Source organism: Azospirillum sp. B21 (assembly GCF_008364825.1).
Taxonomy (GTDB): Bacteria; Pseudomonadota; Alphaproteobacteria; order Azospirillales; family Azospirillaceae; genus Azospirillum.
In genome coordinates this window covers 32,729-53,825 of sequence record NZ_VTTO01000010.1, presented here as the reverse complement: position 1 = coordinate 53,825, position 21,097 = coordinate 32,729, and the positions used below count along the sequence as shown (strand labels likewise).

Below are 21,097 nucleotides of genomic sequence, written 5' to 3'. Positions count from 1 at the left end.
ACCGGATCAGACTTGCCGCAGGCGGGCCGCCCTTCCGGCCAGGAAATTCATCACGAGATGGGCCGCGGATTGGGCGGTGATCCCCCCGGCGTCCAGCGGAGGGCTGACCTCGACGATGTCCAGGCTGGCATGGTCGGCGCTGCGCGCAATCTCGAACACCGCATCTGTGACGTCCCACAGCATCAACCCGGCAGCGTTCGGAACGCTGGTTCCCGGTGCGAAGCCCGCCGACAGGCAGTCGATGTCGATGGAGATATGGACCGCGCCGGTCGGTTCCACCGCATGGCGGATCGCCTCCTCGATGGTCCCGGCCAACCCGGCACGGCGGATGTCCCAGGGGGTGCGGACCATGATCCCGGCCGCCTCCGCCTGCTCCATGTAATCGCGGGAGTAGATCGGCGCATCGATCCCAAGCTGGACGCTATGGCGATGGTCGAACACCTCGGCCACCGTATGCATCCAATGTCCGGAATGCTCCTTCCCCGGCACGGGAACGCGCGAATCGAAATGGGCGTCGAAGACGATCAGCCCGAGCATGCGATCCGGATGGCGTCGCAGCAGGCCACGCAGGATCGGATCGGTGATGGAATGGTCGCCGCCCAGGAAGACCGGGGTGTCGCCGGAAGGCAGGCCGGCCACGGTATCCGTGATGTGCCGGTAGGTCGCGTGGATGTCGTTGGAGACGTCGACCTCCCCGAAGCGGCGAAGCCGCAAAGGAGCCAGGTCGACCCGCTTGTCCGTGCAGTAGAGGCTGAAGCCGTCCAGTGCCCGCAGGATCGCGGCCGGGCCGAACCGCGTGCCCGGCCGGTGGCTGACCGCATGGTCGAACGGGATCTCCAGGAACAGGAGTTCGGTGCCGGGTTCGGCCGCCGGCCGATTGCCATCCAGGTTGTTTTCCGGATTTTCCCACGCTCCGCCGATCCAGCGGACGGTGGAATCCTCGACGACGCGCGTGTTCATGCCGGCCGCCATCGATCAGGTGTCCGCACCGACCGGAACCGCACCGGTCCGGGCGAGTTCGATGCGGCCGACCCCTACCATCTCCTTCGCACGTTCGACGATGTCGTCCGGAGCATTGGCGGCCTGCCAACGGTGATAATCCTCCAGCTTGCGGTCCATCGCCGATAGGTCCCGCCCCTCCCACTGCCGTTCGCGCACCAGACAGAAGCCATCCTGGTCCGGTTGCCGCACATGGCGCGCATAGGCGGAGTTCCAGATCGCCTCGAGCGAATCCGTGCGTGCGTGGCCGATCAGGCGGGAAAGCCCGTTGCAGTCGTAGACCTCGCCGAAAAGATTGACGAACAGCCCGCAATTCACCTGCCGGCAGCGGTATCCACCGCCCATGGGCCGGCTGGGTTCATAAATGAATCCATATTCCTTCTCGTCGATGGTCCGCATCAGTTCGATCAGCTCGTCGGCCCGGTTGCGTTCAAGCAGGATCGACTTATGGTCGGCCATGCCTTCAGGAATGAGGGTGACGATATAGCTGTGGACATTGTTGTCCCGGCACCAGCGGAACAGGTCGGCGACGCCATCCAGATCGTGGTATTTCGGCGTGACGACGACGTCGATCGCCAGCCGGGTGGGAATGGTCCGGTTGAAGCCGCGGGCAAGCAGGATGCGCATCGCCTCGTGCGCCTTCTCGCCATAGCCGCGGAGACCGACCATGCGGTCCTGCACGATCGTGTCGATGTTGTTGTATTTCAGGAAGATGGTCGCATCCAGATCGTACAGCCGGTCAGCCGCCGCCTCGTCCAGATGATAGCCGCTGGTGAAGACCACGCTGGTCATGCCCAGGTCATGGATGAACTCGACGATCTCCCAGAATCCAGGATCCAGCATCGGCTCGCCGGCACCGGGGAATTCCACCGTCGTGGCTCCGAGCGCCCGTGCCTGCCGGATGATGTCCTTGCGCTCCTCGGTGGTCAGTTCCTGCCGGTTGGGGACGCCGTTGTAGCGGTCGGGTGTGCGGTCGCAGTAGAAGCACTTCAGGGTGCATTCGCCGGTCAGGTCCAGGTCCAGATGGATCATCCGCCCGCCGGCCGCCGCGGCGCCGATCAGGCTCGGGCAGTGATCGGTTCCTTTCGCCCACAGATCCTCCAGCCGCTTTCCCGCCGCCCGGATATGGGGGAGGCTGCGCCGATCCAGATCCGGTTCGATGCGGAGATGATCGAGCGGCGAGGCCGCGGGCGCCGGGGTATCAACCATTGTTTGCCTCCAACTGAGGGACGCCTTCGGCGGGGCTGCGGGGCGGCTTGGCCGGCGCGCGGCTCGTCTGCCGTTCCGAAAGCGTCACGAGGATGACGGAAAGGGAGACGAGCGCGATGCCCGCCATGTTGGCGGGGGTCAGCGTTTCTCCCAGCAGGACATAAGCCATGAGACCGGCCGCCAGCGGGTCGAGCAACCCGATCACAGTCGCCGGCAGCGCATCGACATGGCGCAGGCCGAACAGAAGCAGCCAATAGGGCAGGATGGTGGCGACCACCGCGATGAATCCGATATAGGCCATCATCTCCGCCGTCGGTTCCAGCCTGTGCACCCCGAGGAAGGGCAGGGCGGCGACCCAGATCAGCGAAGAAATTGCGAAATTCCAGAAGGTCAGCGCCGTGGCGCCGATGCCCCGCGATTTGCAGGCGTTGCCGATCATGTTGAAGACGGCAAAGGCGAACCCGCAGGCGAGCCCGACGCCCAGACCGGAGGAAAGCCTGACCCATTCGCCGCCGCCGCCCGTCAGGAGGAAGCAGCCGACAAGGCTGAGCGTGACGATCGCGCAATCGCGCACGCCGATGCGCCGGGTGCCGAGAAGCGCGCCGAGCACCAGCACGAAGAAGGGCGATGTGTATTCCAGCGTGATGGCCGCCGCGACGTTCATCATGTCGATCGCCAAATAGAAGGTGGCGTTCACGACGACGAACATGACGCCCGCGGCCACCGTCATCGGTCGGGCGGCAGGTGGAACGTGGAACGGCCGGCCCGGCAGGAGGACCATGATCGGCCCCAGGACGGCGCAGGCCACGAAACTGCGGATCGCCGTCAGGTCCAGCGGCGACACGTCGGAGACGAACAGCACCTTCGCTGCCGCGCCTGCGGCACCGAACAGGATGGCAGCCAAGAAGATCGCGGCCATGCCGACCGCGCGCATGGACCCCTGCTCCGTCATGTTTCCCCCTGACGTGGCTCCATTTTCCGATGTGGCCGTTCCCGTTCCGCGGCCTGCTCCCTCCGCATCGCGGCACCGGGGCGCAAGCCGTCATCACGGAAGGCCGGTGGCTATCCACGAAAATCGGCTGACGAACGGATCGAGGCGATGCGGAGCGCAGGCTGGAATGATCAGCATGACCACAAACAGATCATGGGATTGTGGTTAGCTCACATCGAATTCATGCGTCAAGGTAAAATATGAACAGCCGAAGTAAAGCATATGATTGTATGAAGAACTTTCTCAGTTAAAGCTTAGAAGGCGAAGCGATTAGGCAGGGGTTATGAAATCCAGGGCCGCAAATTCTCGGCGTGCCAAAGTTAAGACAGGTCAGAGATTCGGCGGCGATGACATGCAGACCGAAGTCATTCCCGTAGAGCCACCTGCCGGTGGGCGAGGCGGCAACGCAATGGGGCCATCGGACGGGAATTCAGCGTCCTCCCGGCAGTTTCGCTCCGTCACGGGCATAGATCTGGATCGGCCGGCAGTCCTCGTCGACCGTAACCACCACCGCCCCCGGCTGGCTGTTCAGGTAGACCCAGGCATCCCAGCGGACGATGATGTCGCGGAACTCGTCGCGGTAGATGCCATAGCTGAGTCCGCGGATGTCCGAGGCCGGGATGCGGGCCCCGGTCAGGACGGATGCCACCGACGGGTTGCAGCTGTTCGAGGCGTTGCGGTCCAGCGCGGCCAGCACGGCGGGGTCGGGGGTGGCGACCGGTGGCGGAGCGATGGACCCGCAGGCGGCGAGCAGAAGGGTCAGCGCGCCGGCCGCCGCAGCGGCCGGGATCTTCAGCGCTTTCATAATGGGATACCGTTCTTTCTCTTTGCACTCGTTCGAATATGGGTGCGCATCGCCGGCCGGACGATTGCACGTTGGGCGAGCCTGCTGCGGCATGATCGCCGGCCGGCGGCAGCGGCCGATTGCGGGCCTTGCCTCCCGCTCGCCTTTGGCGCAAGAGGTGGGGGAGAAATCCCTGCAACGTCGACGCTGCGGAGCCGCAAGCCATGTCCACCGGCCAGAATTTCGTCCCCACCTGCGACCTGTTCGACCGCTACAAGGACGCCGCCCGTTATGTCCTGCCGGGCTTCCGCGACTTCGGCGCCGTCACCCGCTTCAGCGGCGAGGTCGTCACCGTCAAGTGCCTGGAGGACAACTCCCGCGTCAAGGAACTGCTGGCGACACCCGGCGCCGGCTGCATCCTGGTGGTGGACGGCGCCGGCAGCCTGCGCTGCGCCCTGATGGGCGACATGATCGCCGCCTCCGCGGTCAAGAACGGCTGGGCCGGGGTGGTGATCTGGGGCTGCGTCCGCGACGTGGCGGAACTGGCGACCCTGCCGCTGGGCATCAAGGCGCTGGCGTCGATCCCGCGCGCCTCGACCCGGCGCGACCAGGGGCTGGTCGATGTGGCCGTTGAGTTGCCGGGCGCGGTCATCCAGCCGGGCGACATCCTGTTCGCCGATGAGGACGGCATCGTCGTCCTGACGCCTGAGCAGGCCGCCGCGCTGAAATAAAGCCAGGGGAAAGAAGTGGTCATACCAAGCACCGGTAATACCAGTGCAGAAGCAGAGGCCATTTCGTCCTGTCCGCTTCACGTAAGCGGGGCGCCCCCTTGCACTTTCACTTAAGCGGGCATATAAACCCGACCTGAGTTCAAGCGGGCCGTCTCACGGTTCCCATCCACGGGCCGGCCTTTCATTTATGAGGAACCCTGCCGTGCTCGAAGCCTACCGCCAGCACGCGGCCGAACGCGCCGCCCTCGGAATCCCGGCCCTGCCCCTCACCGCGAAGCAGACGTCGGAACTGATCGACCTGCTGAAGGCGCCGCCGGCGGGCGAGGAGGCGTTCCTCCTCGACCTCATCACCCACCGCGTTCCGGCCGGCGTCGATGATGCCGCCCGCGTCAAGGCCGGCTTCCTGGCCGCCGTCGCCAAGGGCGTCGACAGCTCGCCGCTGATCTCCAAGGTGAAGGCCACCGAACTGCTGGGCACCATGCTCGGCGGCTTCAACGTCCAGCCGCTGATCGACCTGCTGTCGGACGCCGAATGCGGCGCCGCCGCCGCGGAAGGCCTGAAGAAGACCCTGCTGGTCTTCGACTTCTTCCACGACGTCAAGGAACTGGCCGACAAGGGCAACGCCAACGCCAAGGCGGTGCTGCAGTCCTGGGCCGATGCGGAGTGGTTCACCTCGCGTCCGGAAGTCCCGGCGTCGATGACGCTGACGGTCTTCAAGGTGTCGGGCGAGACCAACACCGACGACCTGTCGCCGGCCCCGGACGCCTGGAGCCGCCCGGACATCCCGCTGCACGCGCTCGCCATGCTGAAGAACCCGCGTCCGGGCATCGAGGCGGACGAGCCGGGCCAGCGCGGCCCGACCAAGCAGCTGGAAGAACTGAAGAAGAAGGGCAACCTGATCGCCTATGTCGGCGACGTGGTCGGCACCGGCTCCTCGCGCAAGTCCGCCACCAACTCGGTGCTGTGGTTCACCGGCGAGGACATCCCGTTCGTCCCGAACAAGCGCTTCGGCGGCGTCTGCCTCGGCACCAAGATCGCCCCGATCTTCTACAACACCATGGAAGACGCCGGCGCCCTGCCCATCGAGTTGGACGTCAACAAGATGGAGATGGGCGACGTCATCGAGCTGCGCCCCTATGAGGGCAAGGCCCTGAAGAACGGCGAGGTCATCGCCGAGTTCACCGTCAAGTCCGAGGTGATCTTCGACGAGGTGCGTGCCGGCGGCCGCATCCCGCTGATCATCGGCCGCGGCCTGACCGCCCGTGCCCGCGAGGCTCTGGGGCTGGCCCCGTCGACCCTGTTCCGCCAGTCGGCATCCCCGGCCGACACCGGCAAGGGCTTCACGCTGGCCCAGAAGATGGTCGGCCGCGCCTGCGGTCTGCCGGAAGGCAAGGGCGTCCGTCCCGGCACCTATTGCGAGCCGAAGATGACCACGGTGGGGTCGCAGGACACCACCGGCCCGATGACCCGCGACGAGCTGAAGGACCTGGCCTGCCTGGGCTTCTCGGCCGACCTCGTGATGCAGTCCTTCTGCCACACCGCCGCTTATCCGAAGCTGGTGGACGTGAAGATGCACCACGAGCTGCCGGACTTCATCTCCACCCGCGGCGGCGTCGCGCTGCGTCCGGGCGACGGCGTCATCCACTCCTGGCTGAACCGCCTGCTGCTGCCGGACACCGTCGGCACCGGCGGCGACAGCCACACCCGCTTCCCGATCGGCATCAGCTTCCCGGCCGGCTCCGGCCTGGTCGCCTTCGCCGCCGCCACCGGCGTCATGCCGCTGGACATGCCGGAATCGGTTCTGGTCCGCTTCAAGGGCGAAATGCAGCCGGGCGTCACCCTGCGTGACCTCGTCAACGCCATCCCGCTCTACGCGATCAAGGCCGGCCTGCTGACGGTCGAGAAGAAGGGCAAGAAGAACATCTTCTCCGGCCGCGTGCTGGAGATCGAAGGTCTGCCGGATCTGAAGGTCGAGCAGGCGTTCGAGCTGACCGACGCCTCGGCCGAGCGCTCGGCGGCGGGCTGCACCGTGCTCCTGAACAAGGAGCCGATCATCGAGTACATGACCTCCAACATCACGCTGATGAAGTGGATGATCGCCAACGGGTACGCCGACGCGCGCACCCTGGAGCGCCGCATCAAGGCGATGGAGGCGTGGATCGCCGATCCGCAGCTGTTGAAGCCGGACGCCGACGCCGAGTATGCCGCGGTCATCGAGATCGATCTGGCCGACATCAAGGAGCCGATCCTGGCCTGCCCGAACGATCCGGACGACGTGAAGACGCTGTCCGAGGTCGCCGGCGACAAGATCGACGAGGTGTTCATCGGCTCTTGCATGACCAACATCGGCCACTTCCGCGCCGCGGGGAAGATCCTAAACGGCAAGTCGGACATCCCGACCCGTCTGTGGATCGCCCCGCCGACGAAGATGGACGCGATGATGCTGACCGAGGAAGGCTATTACGCCACGCTCGGCAAGGCCGGCGCCCGCATGGAGATGCCGGGCTGCTCGCTGTGCATGGGCAACCAGGCTCAGGTCCGCAAGGGTTCGACCGCCATCTCGACCTCGACCCGCAACTTCCCGAACCGTCTGGGCATCGACACCCGCGTCTATCTGTCGTCGGCCGAACTGGCCGCCGTCGCGGCGCTGCTGGGCAAGATCCCGACCAACGAGGAGTATCTGGCCCAGGTAGGCGTGGTGAACAAGGCCGCCGCCGACGTCTACCGCTACATGAACTTCGACCAGATCCCGGCTTTCCAGGAAGTCGCCGATAAGGTTGCCGTCCCGGCCTGATAGCCGGACGCAGCGGTCAGTGACGAAAACCCCCGCCGGAGCGATCCGGCGGGGGTTTTTCATTTGTGGGAGCATCAGCCTCGCACCGCACTCCTGAACGCGGCTGCCAGTCCGGCGAGCGCCTCGCGCGGTCGTCCATCCTTCACCCTCGTGTGCAAAATCACGGGCAGGCGCGGCAAGGCCGGAAGACCAAGTCTAGGGCCGACATCGACGGCACCGAATGGCACCATGCGCGGGGACAACGCCGCGACGCCGAGCCCGGCCGTGACGGCCGCCGCCACCGCGGTCACGCCGCCGCCGACGAAAATTTCCGTCCAAGACACACCTGCGGCGTCAAGAAGCTGCCCTGCCAGCGCCCGCACTCCACAGGGCTCGGCCATTGTGGCGATTGGCAGAGGTTCGTCCGCCCGATGCTGCCAGCTTGGCGCTGCGAACCAGCCGAATTGTTCTTCGGTGAGGAGTTGGCCGTCGTTGCGCCCCGCATGCAGGCGGACGATCACGGTGTCGAGTTCCCGTCGGTCGAAGCTCTGCAGCAGGTCCCCCGACGATCCGATCCGGATTTCGATCACCAACTGCGGATCCTGCGCGTTCATCCGGGCAATCAGGGCGGGAAGCTCCGGCCCCGCCACATGATCGCTGATGCCGATGGCGATGCGCTGGCGCCCCTCACTCAGCGAGGCGAGCGCGCGATCATGCGCCTCCAGCAGGTCGCGAGCGTGATCGAGAAAGGCTGCACCGCGTGGTGACAACTGGACATACCGCGGCGTCCGCTCGAAAAGGCGGCATCCCAGTCTGTCTTCTAGGCGTTTCAGCTTCAGGCTGACCGCGGCTTGCGTCGTCCGCATGGCTTCGGCCGCGCGGGTAAAGCTCTCCAGTTCGGCGATGCGCACGAAGGCCCGAACCGCATCGAGGTCGAGAGGTTGGTCCATCATATCCAATCATTATGTTAGAAATAGTAAATCATATCATATGGAAATGACTGCGCCACGGCTATTGTCAACGACGACATCATGGAAAGGAAATACGATGCCGCTCCTTCACATCTCCCTGCGCGCTGGAAAGTCTGAGGCCTACCGGAAGGCAATCTTCGATGCCCTTTCCCGCGCGATGCACGAAACCTTCAATGTGCCGGAAGATGATCAGTTCATGACCATCACCGAACACGATGCAGTGAACTTCCGCTACAGTTCATCTTATCTTGAGGTATCGCGAGGAGATGACCTCGTATACATCCAGATCACGGCGAACAACACCCGCACCGTGGAACAGAAAAAGGCTTTGTTCGCGCGGATCGTGGAACTGCTCGGCGAAGACCCCGGCATTCGGCCGCAGGACGTTTTCGTCAACATCGTCGAAGTGGCGAAGGAGAACTGGTCGCTCGGCAATGGCGTTGCGCAGTACGCCTGAGGCGAGGACCAGCGCCTTGGATCAGGCAATCTGGGCGCCTGCCGCGGCTGATCACGTGAAAGCCAGGGCAGTGTGCCCTGGTGCATTCATTCCAAGCACATAAACTTACCCCTCCGGTCCGCAATAGGCGGTCCCGTCCTCCGCCCGGGCCGGCTTTTCCAGGTAAATGCCCTGGCGCGGAATGGCGATGCGGTCGAACTCGTCCGCCAACCGGTGCAGGGCGGCACGCATTTCCGCCCCCCGCATCGGTTCGCCGTGGCCGGTGATCACCAGTTCCGGTTCCAGTGCGGCAAGGCGGGCGACGGACTCGCGCGCCTTGTCCCATTCGACGGTGAAATACATCGGCGGGCCGTGCATTTCCGCCCGCTGCACGGCGACGGCATAGGCCGATTCCTGCCCCGTGGTGACGAAGGCGTCGCCGACGATCATCGAGCGGTCGCTCTCCCGCCAGAAGGAGACATGGCCGACGCTGTGTCCCGGCGTGTGGACCCAGCGCCAGCCCGGCATGACCGGCACCGACCCGTCTTCCGGCAACGCCCGCAGGCGCGATCCGACATCCACCGGCTTGCGAGGGTAGAAGCGCGCCAGCGCCGCCATCGCTCCACCGCCAACCGATGGATCGCCGGGCGGGTAGGCGGCCTGACCGTTCAGATAGGGGTGTTCCAGCGGGTGGGCGTAGACCGGGGCATCCCACTCCTCCGCCAGATCCTCCAGCACGCCGACATGGTCGAAATGGCCGTGGGTCATGACGATGGCGGCGGGGCGGGAGTCGCGGCCGAACCGTTCGGCCGCCGCGGCGCGGATGAAGCCCTTGGTGCCCATCAGCCCGGCATCGATCAGCACCCATTCGCGGTCGCCGGCGCCCGGCGGACCCCAGAACACCACATTGACGATGCCGAGCCGCCGATAGGCAAGGTCTGGCGCGATTTCGTGCGTGTGGTCGTTGCGGAGCGCGTCGAGCGCCGGATCGATCGCGCTGCTGTCCTCCGACAGGGGAATCTGCCTGGCCATGGTCGTCCCTTTCCCGCCCGTGTCTTCCGACAACAGCGGGAAACGGCGCTTGTCCTGCAGCCCCCTGCCGTTAAGCCGCTTTACGGCATGAACTGGCCGCCGTTCACGTCCAGAACCTGCCCGGTGATGTAGCCCGAGCAGCCATGGGAGGCGAAGAACAGGAAGGTCGGGGCGCATTCCTCCGGCTTGCCGAAGCGGCCCATCGGGATGCCGGTCGACACGCGGGCCTTGGCGGCCTCGTCCTTGTCGGCATGGAAGGCGGTGTCGAAGGTGCCCGGCGACACGGTGTTGAAGCGGATGCCCTCCTTGGTGTGGAAGGCGACCCAGTTCTTCTGGATGTTGTGCAGCCACGCCTTGGCCGCGCCGTACAGACCGGCGCCCGGTCCGCCGCCAGTGTAGCCGGCAACCGACCCGACCAGGATCACCGATGCCGTCTGCCCGCTGTCCTTGGCCGACTGGCGCAGATGGGGCAGGGCATGCTTGGTGGTCATCAGGGCGGACCGGGCGTTCAGGTCGGTCACCGCGTCGAAGAACTCGTCGTCGATCTCCTCCAGCGGCTTGCGGGCGACCAGACCGCCGGCGTTGTTGATCAGCACGTCGATGCCGCCGAACCGCTCGACGAAGGCGTCCACCACGGCCTTGCAGGCGGCGCTGCTGCACAGATCCCCGGCGAAGAAGGACGCCTCGCCACCCGCGGATTCCATCGCCTTGAGGGTCGCGTCGAGATCGGCCGGCGCCTTGCGGCCGTTGATGCCGACCCTGGCGCCGTGGCGGGCGAAGGCCTGCGCCGCGGCCAGACCGATCCCCTGGGTCGAACCGGTGATCAGGACGCGGCGGCCCTTCAGATCGTCGAACATGACTGTCTTTCCTTATGATCAGGCTTGATTCAGGGAACTGGCGGCGCCCGTTTGCCGCGTTTCCGCCCTATGGCTGCGCCAGCGCTTCACCAGCGGCAGGAACAGGGTCAGGATGGCGATGGTCAGCAGCACGACGGTGATCGGCCGGGTGTAGAGGAAGTCGTAGCTTCCGCCCGAAAGCGACAGGGCGCGGCGGAAGTTGGCCTCCGCCATCGGGCCCATGATCAGCGCCAGCACCACCGGCGAGGCAGGGAAGTCCCACTTCTGCATGAAGTAGCCGGCAACACCGGCTGCCAGCATGATGCCGATGTCGAACAGGCTGTTGTTGATGGCATAGGTGCCGACGATGCACAGGAGTAGAATAACCGGCGTCAGCACCGATTTCGGCATCTGCAGGACGCGACCCATGAAACGCAGCGACCCCAGCCCGATCACCAGCATGGCGACGTAGCAGAACAGCATGCCCGCGAACAGGGTGAACACCAGTTCCGCATGTTCCTTGAACAGCAGCGGTCCGGGCTGCAGCCCCTGCAGCGTCAGTGCGCCCAGCATCACCGCGGTGACGGCGTCGCCGGGAATGCCCAGCGTCAACATGGTCAGAAGCGCGCCACCGGTGCAGCCGTTGGCGCCGGATTCGCAGGCGGCGACGCCGGCCAGTTCGCCCTTGCCGTAATTCTCCGGCGTCTTGCTGAACCGCTTGGCCTCGTTGTAGGCGACATAGGCGGCGATGTCGGCGCCGGCACCGGGGATGATGCCGATCGCCACGCCAAGGCCGGTGGAGCGTGCCACCGTGCCCAGAAGGCGGCGGAAGGTCGCCCATTCCGGAATGATGCGGCCCAGCGCCGCGGCCATGCCCAGGCGAACCTTCGGGTCCTCCAGCGTCTTGAAGGCTTCGGCGGCGGCGAACAGGCCGATCATCACCGGAATGAAGGGGACGTTGAACAGCTCGGTGTAGCCGCCGGTGAAGCGGGGGAACCCGTCCATCGGGTCCATGCCGACCGTGGCGATCAGCAGTCCCAGGAAGCCGGCGATCAACCCCTTGATGACCGAACGGCCGGAAATGCTCGCGATGATGCTCAACCCGAACACGGCGAGCGCGAAGCTTTCCGACGCGCTGAACTTCAGCGCGAAGCCGGCCAGGATTGGGGCGAGGAAGATCAGGACGATGATGCTGGCGGTGCCGCCGAGGAAGGAGGACAAGGTCGCAGTGCCCAGCGCCACGCCGGCCATGCCCTTCCTGGTCAGCTCGAATCCGTCCATCGCCGTGGCGGCGGCAGCCGGGGTGCCGGGAATGCGCAGCAGGATCGCCGTCACCGACCCGCCATAGACGCCGCCGAAGAAGACCCCGGAGATCATCAGCAGGCCGGACACCGGGTCCATGCCGAAGGTGAAGGGCAGCAGGATGGCGACCCCCATGGTCGCCGTCAGACCGGGCAAGGCGCCGATGAAGATGCCGAGCGCGACGCCGACCAGCGCCAGAAGCAGCGCCAGCGGGTTCGACGCCAGCGTGACGAAGCCGTTCATCAGAAGATCGAGTTCATGCATGGCGGCGGTCCTCCACGACGTATGGTGCGGCCATGAAAAGGGCGGGGATGGTCATTCAAACAGGCTCCCCACCGGCAACGGCACCTGCAGCGCATAGTGGAAGACGCCATAGACCAGCGCCGTCACGCCGACCGCCAGCACCGGGTTCCAAAGCGGGTTGCGCTGCCCCATCAGCGCCATGATCACGGCCATGTAGACGGCGGTGGCGATGCCATAGCCGACATACTCCATGGCGGCGATGCAGGCTGCAGTCGCCAGCATGCCCAAGGCGACCCCCGCGTAGCCGGCGATCCCGACCGGCGCCTCTCCGGTTGCCGCCGGGGCGGTGGGCGCGCGCAGCGTGTTGGCGATCAGGATCAGGCACAGCACGATCAGCGCGCCGGCATGGATAATCGGGAAGCGGGCGGAGCCCACGTCGGCCGCCAGCATGCTCTTGGGGAAATCGCCGGTCGCAGCGATGGCCGAGGCTGCGATGGCGATCAGCACGACGGCGATCACGAGGTTGGCGATCTTCGTGGTCATAGGCATGGCATTGCCAAAGCCGGGGCCTTCGCCCCCTGCGGGCGGGTTGCTCATGGTCCGGTCTCCTCAACCGATGAAGGCGTTCCCGGCGGCGGACCGCCGGGAACGGCGTCGGTCCGGCGTTACTTCGCCATGCCCAGCTTGGTCATCAGATCCTTGAAGAAGGCATTGTCCTTCTGCATGACCTGACCGAACTCCGGACCGTCGGCATAGGCCCAGGTCAGGTTCATCTTGGCCAGCTGGTCACGGAAGGCCTGGTCTTCCGCCGCGGCCTTGCTGGCGGTGCGCAGGGTGTCGACCACCGCGGCCGGCGTCTTCTTCGGCACCACGATGCCGCGCCAGGTGGCGACGGACAGGTCGACGCCCTTCTCTTTCAGCGTCGGCACGTCGGGGAAGGTCTTGCTGCGCTGCTCGGCCATGACGGCGAGCATGCGCAGCTGGCCGGCGGCGAGCTGGCTCGACACCTCGGCGGGGCTGACCGACACCGCTTCGATATGGCCGCCCAGCAGCGAGGTCACGGCCGGGTTGGCGCCGTCGAAGGGCACATGGTTGAAGGTCGTGCCGGTCTTCTCCTCCAGCGCTTCGGCCGCGAGGTGCCAGATGGCGCCGGTGCCGGAGTTGCCGATGCGCACCTTGCCGGGGTTGGCCTTGGCATGCTCCAGAAACTCTTCCACGGTCTTCCAAGGCGCGTCGGCCTTGACGGTGATGGCGCTAGGCTCCGCGTTCAGGCGGGCGATCGGGGTGAAGTCGTCCACCGTGAAACGGGCGACGCCCATATGCGGCAGCAGGGTGATTTCCACCGTGCCCATGCCGATCTTGTAGCCGTCGGGACGGGCGGCCATGATCTCGGTCAGGCCGACGGCGCCGCCGCCGCCGGTCTTGTTCACCACGCCCATCGACTGCGGCAGCTGCTTCTTGGCCGCATCGGCGAAGGCGCGGGCGACGAGGTCGGTGCCGCCGCCGGCGGCATAGGGGACGATCAGCTCGACTGGCTTCGCCGGATACTCGGCGGCCAGGGCGCCGCCCGTGATGGTCGCGGCTCCGGCGAACAGCATGCCGGCGGACAGGCCGGCCGTCAGAACGGTACGGGTCAGGCGGGTAGAGACCTTCATGGCATTCCCTCTGGGTGTGCCGGCTTGTGCGCCGGTCGTTGAAAGGCGACGATGGGAAAGGGGGTCAGCGCCCGGACGTGCCCTCCGCCCAGGCCTGGGCGAAGCGCTTGGCGCGGATTGAGATTTCCGTCACCGGCAGGCCGGGGCTGTAGAGCGCCGAACCCAGGCCGAAACCGGAGGCGCCGGCGGTGCGGAAGGGCTGCATGGTGTCGGGCGTGATGCCGCCGACCGGCAGCAGCCGCACGCTGTGCGGGATCACCGCGCGCAGGGCCTTCACCACGGGAGGGGCGATCTGCTCGGCCGGGAACAGCTTCAGTGCGTCGGCCCCGGCGGCGAGCGCAGCGAAGGCCTCCGTGGCGGTGGCGACGCCGGGAGTGCAGACCATCGAGCGCGATTTCGCGGCACGGATGATCGCGGTGTCGGCATGCGGCATCACCACCAGATCGGCGCCGATGGCGGACAGCCGGTCCACGGCGTCCAGCGTCAGCACCGTGCCGGCCCCGACCAGAGCGTCGGAGGGCAGGGCCCGGCGGATGGCGGCGATGCTGTCGAAGGGATCGGGCGAGTTCAGCGGCACCTCGATCAGCCGGAACCCCGCCTCGTAGAGTGCCGCCGCCACCGGAACCGCCTCCGCCGGGGTCAGGCCGCGCAGGATCGCGACCAGCGGCAGGGCGGAGAAAGCGGCATCGAAGCGTGCGGAAAGCGAAAGCTCGGTCATGGCGCGCTCATCGTGCTGGGGGTGGTGCCGGTGGCAAGCAGCCCGGCCGCGGCGGCGAACTGGAACAGACCGCGCGGGGCGGTATTGCCCAGCTGTGCCGCCGGTGTGACGCCGAACGCCGCGAGCCCGCGGCCGTAGCGGCTGCAGAGAGCCGGGGCGCCGATCAGCAGCAGCGGCGTGCCCGCCGGCATCTCCGCCAGCAAAGCGAGGCCGGAGCGCAGCTCGTGCCCGATCAGCAGGCCCGACAGGTAATGCGCCAGCGCCTCGGCCGGCATGCGCCGGGTCAGGCCCAGCGTGCGGGTCGCGAACAGCTGGTGGGGCAGGTCGCCGGGACCGGCGGACTGCGCGGCGCGGATGCCGACGGCGAAGGCCGCCGCCTCATCCTCGGGCGATGCCTCGCGGTCGGCGGGCATCAGGCGGCCGAGCAGCGAATGGGTCTTCAGGACCGCAAACAGCTCGCCAGTCATGTAGGAGGAGAAGGCGGTGATGCGCCCATCGGCGACGCGGACCCACTTGGAATGGGTGCCGGGCATGGCGATGCAGGCGTTCCGCGCCCAGTCGGCATTCTCGGCCAGCGCACCGGCGATCTGGATTTCCTCCCCCCGCATCACGTCGGGGGGCGCGCCGGCCGGATCGTGCAGGACGCCGGGGGCGATCAGGATGCGGCGGCCGGCCGCCGTCTCCACCCGCGCCGCCCGGTCGGCCAGGGTCGTCGCGTCGGCCGGGGTGGCGACATAGGGCGCCTCGACCCAGCCCTGGGCACTGCCGACCATGCCGCCGGCCACGACCGGCAAGCCGGGATGCGCGTCCAGCCAGTCCCCGCAGAGGGCGGCCAACGCTGCGTCGAATCCGGCGAGGCCGGGCTGCGGCAGGTTCTGGATGCCGTGGGCGGACGCCCGTTCGGCAAGCACGCGCGCGCCGCCGTCCATCAGGAAGCCGCGCAGGCTCGACGTTCCCCAATCCAGCGCGATCAGCGCCGGTTCGGTGGGGGAGTCGGCGGAGGAGGTCATGGTGCGATCCATCCCAGATCCTTGGATATCGCGTCCGCCGTGGCACGGACCAGCGGTCCCAGAGTGGCCATGCGGTCGTCAGGCATGTAGGGGACGGCGCTGGCGACGCTGATCGCCGCCACCACCAGATTCCGGCCGTCGCGCACCGGTGCGGAGACGCAACGGATGCCGAGTTCGTTCTCTTCCAAATCCTTCGCCCAACCCTGGGCGACATAGTCGTTCATCTGCTTTTCGAACTGCGGCCAATCTGCGGGACGCGGCCGGTCGGCCGGCGCGTCGGGGGAACTGAGCAGCGCGTGCAGCGCCATCCAGCGCGCAGGCACCATGCCCAGCATCAGCGCCTTGCCCAGTCCGGTGGAGGCGATGGGCATGCGCTGTCCGGTGCGGGACCGCATCTCCAGCCCCCGGGTGCCGGGAATCTTGTCGAGATAGAAGACCTCGCCCTTGTCCTCGACGCCGAGATGGACGGTGTCGCCGGTGGCCTGTGCCAGCGCCTCGATATGCGGGCGGGCGACGGCGACCAGGGGGCGCTGTTCGAGCGCCTTCATCCCCAGCTGGATCAGCTTCGGGCCCAGCAGATAGCCCTTGTAGGGGATGTGATGGAGATACCCTTCCGCCACGAGGCTGACGAGCATGCGGTGGGTGGTGCTGCGCGGGGTGCCCAGCCGGGCCGCGATTCCCTTTACGTCGCCGACGCCGGCGGCCACGCATTCCAGCAAAGCCAGTCCGCGCAGCAGGGTTTGGGTTCCGGTGCCCTGCGGCTTGCCGGTTTCCGCCTCCTGCTCGGTCGCTTGGATGATTCCGCCCATGATTTGTTTGTTACCGTTGTTTTTCGAATGCTCGCGTATGTCTCGAAGTGTGTCAAATAGTTTCGTATGTTTCCAAATAGTGGGACATTTTGCGGAGGGCGACGAACGGTCGCGGGGGCGATCGAAGCGCTGCGACACCCATGATCGCGCTTTCAAAATCCTGTCGCATGGGTCAGAAATGGGAATGTGCCGGGGCCGTCGGTTGTGGACCGGCGCAAAATGGTCATCCCAGGAGAAATAAAATGCGTCTCACCGTCCTTTCCTTCGTCAGCGCGACGGCACTGCTGGCCGGCTTCGGCACGGCGCAGGCGGACATCGTCATCGGACTCGGCACGGCGACCACCGGTCCGGTGGCGGCGCTGGGCGAGCAGTCGGTGTACGGCGCCAAGCAGGCGGTCGCGGACATCAACGCCAAGGGCGGCGTGCTGGGCCAGAAGCTGGTGCTGAAGGTGGGTGACGATGCCTGCGACCCGCGCCAGGCGGTGGCGGTCGCCAACCAGTTCGTCCGCGATCAGGTCGCGGCGGTGGTCGGCCATCTGTGCTCCGGTGCCAGCATCCCGGCGGCCGACGTCTACCAGGAGGAAGGCGTGGTGATGGTCACCCCGACCGCCACCAACCCGCTGCTGACCTCCAAGGGCCACCCGAACATCTTCCGCGTCTGCGGTCGCGACGACCAGCAGGGCGTGGTCGCCGGCAAGTATCTGGCCGAGACCTTCAAGGGCAAGAACGTCGCGGTGCTCGACGACAAGCAGGCCTACGGCAAGGGGCTGGCCGACGTCGTGGTCGAGACGCTGGAGAAGTCCGGCGGCAAGGTCGCCTACCGCGGTTCCGTCACGGCCGGCGAGCGCGACTTCTCGGCGCTGATCACCAGCCTGAAGGACAAGAAGATCGACGCCGTCTATTACGGCGGCTACCACCCGGAACTGGGGCTGATCGTTCGTCAGGCGCAGGAGCAGGGGCTGAAGCCGCAGTTCATCGCCGGCGACGGCCTGAACAACCAGGAATACTGGTCGATCACCGGTCAGGCGGGCGAGGGCACGCTGTACACCGACAGCCCGTCGGCCGCCAGCGATCCCAAGGCGCAGGAACTGATCGCCTCCTTCAAGGCGGCCGGCCTGCCGGAACCGGGCAACTTCGCCTTCTACAGCTACGCCGCGGTGCAGGTGATCGCGCAGGGCCTGCAGAAGGCCGGCAGCCCCGACGGGAAGAAGCTGTCGACCGCGCTGCATTCCGGCAGCTACGACACCGTCGTCGGCCCGGTCGAGTTCGACAAGAAGGGCGACATCACCAAGCCGAACTACGTGATGTATGAGTGGAGCAACGGCCAGCCCAAGATGATCGCCCAGAAGTAACCGGGATGCCGGTTCGGGGGGAGGCTGAAGTGGCTTCCCCCCGCCGGTTCACGCGTCATGGATTCAGGCGAGCGCCGGCTCCTCGATGATTGTCCGCTCTGCCGGGACCACGTATTTGCGCATGAAGTCGTCGACGGGCATCGGCCGGTCGAAATAGTAGCCCTGGAAGATCGCGCAGCCGTGGTCGCGCAGGAAATCCCGCTCCGCCGCGGTTTCCACCCCCTCCGCCACCGCCTTCAATCCAAGCCGGCTGGCGATCGACAGCATGGTTTCCACCAGCACGGCGTTGTGGCTGTTGCGGTCCACATCCTGGACGAAGGAACGGTCGATCTTCAGCTCTCCCACCGGCAGCTGTTTCAGGTAGGACAGCGACGAGAAGCCGGTGCCGAAATCGTCCAGCGAGAAGGATATCCCGACCGCCGCCAGTTCCGACATCTTGGCGACCGTGTCGGCGCAGTCGCCGATGGCGATTCCTTCGGTGATCTCCAGCGTCAGCAGGCGCGGGTCGATGCGGCTGGCGCGGACCGCGGCGATCACGCCGGCACAGAAATTCTTCTGGCGGAACTGGCGCGGGCTGATGTTGACGGACAGGTGGCAGTCGCTGCCGGCATCGGCCAGACGGCGCAGGACATGACAGGCTTCCATCAGGATCCAGTCGCCCAGCGGCAGGATCAGGCCCGATTCCTCGGCCACCGCGATGAAGGCACCGGGCGCCACGAAGCCGCGCTGCGGATGCTGCCAGCGGATCAGCGCCTCGGCCGCGACCAGGGTGCCGTCGGCGCTGGTCTGCGGCTGCAGGAACAGCGTGAACTCTCCGGCATCCACCGCCTTGCGCAGATCCTGCTGCAGCGCCAGGCGAGCCTGGGCGTCCACCAGCATCGCCGGGTCATAATCGCGAATGGTGTTCCGTCCGCCGTCCTTGGCGGCATACATGGCGGTGTCGGCCTGTTTCAGCAGGTCCTCCACCGTTTCCTCCGCCGTCTTGGGGAAGACGGTCAGGCCGATACTGGCGAAGATGCTGTGTTCATAACGGTCCAGGCGGAAGGGCTGGGCAACGGCCAGCCGTAGCTTCTCCGCCACACGCCACGCAACCTCTGAGGCTTCCTCCGGCCTCTCGCCCAGGTCGGGCAGCAGGATGACGAACTCGTCTCCGCTCAGGCGGCTGACCAGATCGTCCCGGCGCAGGGTGGCGTTCAGCCGGGCCGCCAGTTCGCGCAGCAGCGTATCGCCGGCGACATGGCCGCGGGCGTCGTTCAGCCCCTTGAAGTCGTCGAGGTCGAGGAACATCAAGGCGCCGCACCGTCCGTTCTGCCGTGCCGTGCGCAGCTGGCTGTCCAGCTGTTCCAGGAGCAGGCGGCGATTTGGCAGGTTGGTCAGCGGGTCGTAGTAGGCGAGGCTTTCGATCTGCCGTTCCGCCCGCTTCCTCTCGGTGACGTCCATCACCACGGTCAGATAGCCCCGCACCGCCCCACCGCTGTCGCGCAGAACGCTGGTGGCGGCGGAAAGGGCGACGCGGTCGCCGTCCTTCCGCAGTCCGGTCCATTCGCCGGAATCGGGCAGGCCGCCGTCGCGGGTGCGGGCGACCAGCACTTCGAAGCCCGCAGGTGCCGCGCGCCCTAGCTCCGCGGCAATCCGGTCGGCATGGGCGCGAAGCTCCTCCCCATCGTAAAGACGCGGCAGGGACGCCGTGCCGACCATCTCGTCGGCCGGATAGCCGAAGATCCGCTCCGCTTCGCGGTTGAAGACGCGGATGATGCCGTCCAGCGTGGTGGCAATGATGCCGCAGGCCGCGCTTTCCAGAATGCCGGTGTTGAGCGACAGGCTGTCTTTCAGCGCCTCCCGGCTGGCATAGGTTTCGGTCACGTCCTGGAAGACCATGACCACGCCGTGCAGCGTCCCGTCGCGGTCGCGGATCGGCGAGGCCATGTCGGCGATGTGGCTGCGGCCTCCGCCGCGCGCCACCAGCACCGTATGGTTGGCGAGCCCGACCAGCTGGCCATTCTCCAACACCTGCTGGACCGGCACCGGAACCCGCTCTCCGGTTTCGGCATTCTCGATGTCGAAGACGTCGGTCACCGGACGGCCGACCGCCTCGCCGCCGCTCCAACCGGTCAGCCGCTCGGCCACCGGGTTCATCAGGGTCACGCGACCGGCGGTGTCCGTCGCGATCAGCCCGTCGCCGATCGACAGCAGGGTGACGCGCGCCCGCTCCTTCTCCCGCCACAAGTCGCGCTCAGACCGGTGCAGTGCCTCGTAGGGGTGATGGACCGCGGTGACGAACACGGCCCGGTACAGGCACCAATAACCGATGACCTTGTAGATGTGACCGGCCACGTTGGCGAGGTCGTAGACGCTGAAGTAGAGCGTGAAGCAGAGTTCGCTCATCGCGATGGCGATGGCGGCGATCACCATGCGGTGGACGTCCAGCGTGCGGGCCTCCCGCCGGCGCCTGTGGAAGATCAGGGCGGCGCCGGCGTAGAGCAGGACCAGCCCGTATTCAAACCCGATCTTGAACGGCGTCAACCCTTCGCCGGCAATGAAGGTGCGCGGCAGCAGAGCGGGATGCCACAGCACGACCCAGAAGACGGCAGCGGTGATCGCAAGCACCGCACCGATCAGCGGATAGCGCAGAGCCGCCGATCCGGGACGCCAGGGCAGGACGGCAGCGAGCAGGAGTGCAGCCGCCGCCATCCCACGGGCGGCGAGCCAGAAGGCGATGGCCTTCTCCGGCCCCGACGGGGTGAGGAAATCGGGCATGCCCGCATAGGACATCAAATGCCCGAAATCGAGCAGCGCCACCCCGAGAAAGCCGGTGGACAGGGCCAGCAGGGCCGGCGGCGTTTCGTCCGTGTGGGAATGCCAGCCGATCGCAAAGACCAGGGCAGCCACGGCGATGGCGAAGATCTCGAAGAAGGTGTGAAGAGGCAGGTAATGGGCAAGATCGACCGGGCCGGTCAGCCACGTCGCTTCGAGGACCAGCAGGAAGGGAACGGCCAGGGTGAGAATGGTCGCAATGGTGCCGGGCGGCTTGCAGCGGACCCTATCCGCCTCCGTCTGCGCTACGCTTGTTCCGGTCATGCCGTTCCCCCGGGGGCTGCGTGCTCGGTCGATCCGGCCGGCAGCCATCATACTTCTTTTCTCATATTAGAGCTTCTTTGCATTAACGGATCGTAAGCATTCGGGAAGACTGTCGGCCTCAGGCCGGGTTGATTGCCGGGCGGCGGCCCCAACCTCTATCCTGGTCAA

The 21,097-nt window shown here is 66.6% G+C and carries 18 protein-coding genes; 4 read left to right on the top strand and 14 right to left on the bottom strand.

Features of this window, described 5'->3' with window-relative positions; all coding sequences use genetic code 11:
* Positions 1-6: 6 nt before the first annotated feature.
* The 4 genes from FZ983_RS22055 to FZ983_RS22040 all read right to left on the bottom strand — a co-directional run bounded on the left by FZ983_RS22055 (position 7) and on the right by FZ983_RS22040 (position 4,004).
* On the bottom strand, positions 7-960 hold the full coding sequence (locus FZ983_RS22055) for an agmatinase family protein (protein ID WP_247883908.1): 954 nt from the start codon (positions 958-960) through the stop codon (positions 7-9).
* 15 nt (positions 961-975) lie between these two features.
* Positions 976-2,208: a radical SAM protein gene (locus tag FZ983_RS22050; RefSeq protein ID WP_149225637.1), complete on the bottom strand. Its 1,233-nt coding sequence runs from the start codon at positions 2,206-2,208 to the stop codon at positions 976-978.
* Positions 2,201-3,142, bottom strand: coding sequence for a DMT family transporter (locus FZ983_RS22045; RefSeq protein WP_149225636.1), 942 nt, complete (start codon positions 3,140-3,142; stop codon positions 2,201-2,203). The genes FZ983_RS22050 and FZ983_RS22045 overlap by 8 nt, the downstream gene beginning before the upstream one ends.
* A gap of 487 nt (positions 3,143-3,629) precedes the next feature.
* Positions 3,630-4,004, bottom strand: coding sequence for a hypothetical protein (locus FZ983_RS22040; protein WP_149225635.1), 375 nt, complete (start codon positions 4,002-4,004; stop codon positions 3,630-3,632).
* 203 nt (positions 4,005-4,207) lie between these two features.
* On the opposite strand from FZ983_RS22040, the gene rraA reads away from it, so the two are divergent.
* A complete protein-coding gene (rraA, locus tag FZ983_RS22035; protein WP_149225634.1) occupies positions 4,208-4,714 on the top strand; it encodes a ribonuclease E activity regulator RraA in 507 nt (168 codons plus the stop codon).
* 202 nt (positions 4,715-4,916) lie between these two features.
* The gene (acnB, locus tag FZ983_RS22030) at positions 4,917-7,508 is read left to right on the top strand and encodes a bifunctional aconitate hydratase 2/2-methylisocitrate dehydratase (RefSeq protein ID WP_149225633.1); all 2,592 of its coding nucleotides are present in this window, start codon (positions 4,917-4,919) and stop codon (positions 7,506-7,508) included.
* A gap of 74 nt (positions 7,509-7,582) precedes the next feature.
* Here the strand turns inward: acnB and FZ983_RS22025 are convergent, their stop codons facing one another.
* A complete protein-coding gene (locus FZ983_RS22025) occupies positions 7,583-8,437 on the bottom strand; it encodes a LysR family transcriptional regulator (protein ID WP_247883907.1) in 855 nt (284 codons plus the stop codon).
* 97 nt (positions 8,438-8,534) lie between these two features.
* Between FZ983_RS22025 and FZ983_RS22020 the strand changes: the two genes are divergently transcribed.
* Positions 8,535-8,915 carry a tautomerase family protein gene (locus FZ983_RS22020; RefSeq protein ID WP_149225631.1) on the top strand — a complete coding sequence of 127 codons (381 nt, stop codon included), beginning with the start codon at positions 8,535-8,537 and terminating at the stop codon, positions 8,913-8,915.
* 105 nt (positions 8,916-9,020) lie between these two features.
* Here the strand turns inward: FZ983_RS22020 and FZ983_RS22015 are convergent, their stop codons facing one another.
* The 8 genes from FZ983_RS22015 to FZ983_RS21980 form a co-directional block, all read right to left on the bottom strand.
* Complete coding sequence (locus FZ983_RS22015; protein WP_149225630.1) at positions 9,021-9,926, bottom strand: MBL fold metallo-hydrolase; 906 nt, start codon at positions 9,924-9,926, stop codon at positions 9,021-9,023.
* A gap of 80 nt (positions 9,927-10,006) precedes the next feature.
* Positions 10,007-10,783 (bottom strand): SDR family NAD(P)-dependent oxidoreductase, encoded by a 777-nt coding sequence (locus FZ983_RS22010; protein ID WP_149225629.1) that lies wholly within the window; start codon positions 10,781-10,783, stop codon positions 10,007-10,009.
* An 18-nt stretch (positions 10,784-10,801) separates the two neighbouring features.
* Positions 10,802-12,328, bottom strand: a complete 1,527-nt coding sequence (locus FZ983_RS22005; RefSeq protein ID WP_149225628.1) for a tripartite tricarboxylate transporter permease — start codon at positions 12,326-12,328, stop codon at positions 10,802-10,804.
* A 51-nt stretch (positions 12,329-12,379) separates the two neighbouring features.
* Complete coding sequence (locus FZ983_RS22000; RefSeq protein ID WP_149225627.1) at positions 12,380-12,904, bottom strand: tripartite tricarboxylate transporter TctB family protein; 525 nt, start codon at positions 12,902-12,904, stop codon at positions 12,380-12,382.
* A 68-nt stretch (positions 12,905-12,972) separates the two neighbouring features.
* Positions 12,973-13,962: a tripartite tricarboxylate transporter substrate binding protein gene (locus FZ983_RS21995; RefSeq protein WP_149225626.1), complete on the bottom strand. Its 990-nt coding sequence runs from the start codon at positions 13,960-13,962 to the stop codon at positions 12,973-12,975.
* Between the two features lie 64 nt (positions 13,963-14,026).
* Positions 14,027-14,680 (bottom strand): 2-dehydro-3-deoxy-6-phosphogalactonate aldolase, encoded by a 654-nt coding sequence (locus FZ983_RS21990; protein ID WP_149225625.1) that lies wholly within the window; start codon positions 14,678-14,680, stop codon positions 14,027-14,029.
* On the bottom strand, positions 14,677-15,702 hold the full coding sequence (locus FZ983_RS21985) for a 2-dehydro-3-deoxygalactonokinase (protein ID WP_149225624.1): 1,026 nt from the start codon (positions 15,700-15,702) through the stop codon (positions 14,677-14,679). Before FZ983_RS21985 ends, FZ983_RS21990 begins: the two co-directional genes overlap by 4 nt.
* Positions 15,687-16,499 (bottom strand): IclR family transcriptional regulator, encoded by an 813-nt coding sequence (locus tag FZ983_RS21980; RefSeq protein ID WP_149225623.1) that lies wholly within the window; start codon positions 16,497-16,499, stop codon positions 15,687-15,689. Before FZ983_RS21980 ends, FZ983_RS21985 begins: the two co-directional genes overlap by 16 nt.
* Before the next feature lie 242 nt (positions 16,500-16,741).
* Between FZ983_RS21980 and FZ983_RS21975 the strand changes: the two genes are divergently transcribed.
* Positions 16,742-17,851 carry a branched-chain amino acid ABC transporter substrate-binding protein gene (locus tag FZ983_RS21975; RefSeq protein ID WP_149225622.1) on the top strand — a complete coding sequence of 370 codons (1,110 nt, stop codon included), beginning with the start codon at positions 16,742-16,744 and terminating at the stop codon, positions 17,849-17,851.
* A 63-nt stretch (positions 17,852-17,914) separates the two neighbouring features.
* Here FZ983_RS21975 and FZ983_RS21970 read toward each other — a convergent pair whose 3' ends face one another.
* The gene (locus FZ983_RS21970) at positions 17,915-20,929 is read right to left on the bottom strand and encodes an MASE3 domain-containing protein (RefSeq protein WP_149225621.1); all 3,015 of its coding nucleotides are present in this window, start codon (positions 20,927-20,929) and stop codon (positions 17,915-17,917) included.
* Positions 20,930-21,097: the final 168 nt, after the last annotated feature.

What these genes read in the sequence shown, in the direction of transcription:
- FZ983_RS22025 (WP_247883907.1), bottom strand. Translation starts at nt 8,437, where the DNA reads ATGGACCAACCTCTCGACCTCGATGCGGTTCGGGCCTTCGTGCGCATC.
- FZ983_RS22050 (WP_149225637.1), bottom strand. Translation starts at nt 2,208, where the DNA reads ATGGTTGATACCCCGGCGCCCGCGGCCTCGCCGCTCGATCATCTCCGC.
- FZ983_RS22055 (WP_247883908.1), bottom strand. Translation starts at nt 960, where the DNA reads ATGAACACGCGCGTCGTCGAGGATTCCACCGTCCGCTGGATCGGCGGA.
- FZ983_RS21970 (WP_149225621.1), bottom strand. Translation starts at nt 20,929, where the DNA reads ATGACCGGAACAAGCGTAGCGCAGACGGAGGCGGATAGGGTCCGCTGC.
- FZ983_RS22040 (WP_149225635.1), bottom strand. Translation starts at nt 4,004, where the DNA reads ATGAAAGCGCTGAAGATCCCGGCCGCTGCGGCGGCCGGCGCGCTGACC.
- FZ983_RS22015 (WP_149225630.1), bottom strand. Translation starts at nt 9,926, where the DNA reads ATGGCCAGGCAGATTCCCCTGTCGGAGGACAGCAGCGCGATCGATCCG.
- FZ983_RS22020 (WP_149225631.1), top strand. Translation starts at nt 8,535, where the DNA reads ATGCCGCTCCTTCACATCTCCCTGCGCGCTGGAAAGTCTGAGGCCTAC.
- FZ983_RS21975 (WP_149225622.1), top strand. Translation starts at nt 16,742, where the DNA reads ATGCGTCTCACCGTCCTTTCCTTCGTCAGCGCGACGGCACTGCTGGCC.
- FZ983_RS21985 (WP_149225624.1), bottom strand. Translation starts at nt 15,702, where the DNA reads ATGGATCGCACCATGACCTCCTCCGCCGACTCCCCCACCGAACCGGCG.
- FZ983_RS22005 (WP_149225628.1), bottom strand. Translation starts at nt 12,328, where the DNA reads ATGCATGAACTCGATCTTCTGATGAACGGCTTCGTCACGCTGGCGTCG.
- FZ983_RS22000 (WP_149225627.1), bottom strand. Translation starts at nt 12,904, where the DNA reads ATGAGCAACCCGCCCGCAGGGGGCGAAGGCCCCGGCTTTGGCAATGCC.
- rraA (WP_149225634.1), top strand. Translation starts at nt 4,208, where the DNA reads ATGTCCACCGGCCAGAATTTCGTCCCCACCTGCGACCTGTTCGACCGC.
- FZ983_RS21990 (WP_149225625.1), bottom strand. Translation starts at nt 14,680, where the DNA reads ATGACCGAGCTTTCGCTTTCCGCACGCTTCGATGCCGCTTTCTCCGCC.
- FZ983_RS21980 (WP_149225623.1), bottom strand. Translation starts at nt 16,499, where the DNA reads ATGGGCGGAATCATCCAAGCGACCGAGCAGGAGGCGGAAACCGGCAAG.
- FZ983_RS21995 (WP_149225626.1), bottom strand. Translation starts at nt 13,962, where the DNA reads ATGAAGGTCTCTACCCGCCTGACCCGTACCGTTCTGACGGCCGGCCTG.
- FZ983_RS22045 (WP_149225636.1), bottom strand. Translation starts at nt 3,142, where the DNA reads ATGCGCGCGGTCGGCATGGCCGCGATCTTCTTGGCTGCCATCCTGTTC.
- FZ983_RS22010 (WP_149225629.1), bottom strand. Translation starts at nt 10,783, where the DNA reads ATGTTCGACGATCTGAAGGGCCGCCGCGTCCTGATCACCGGTTCGACC.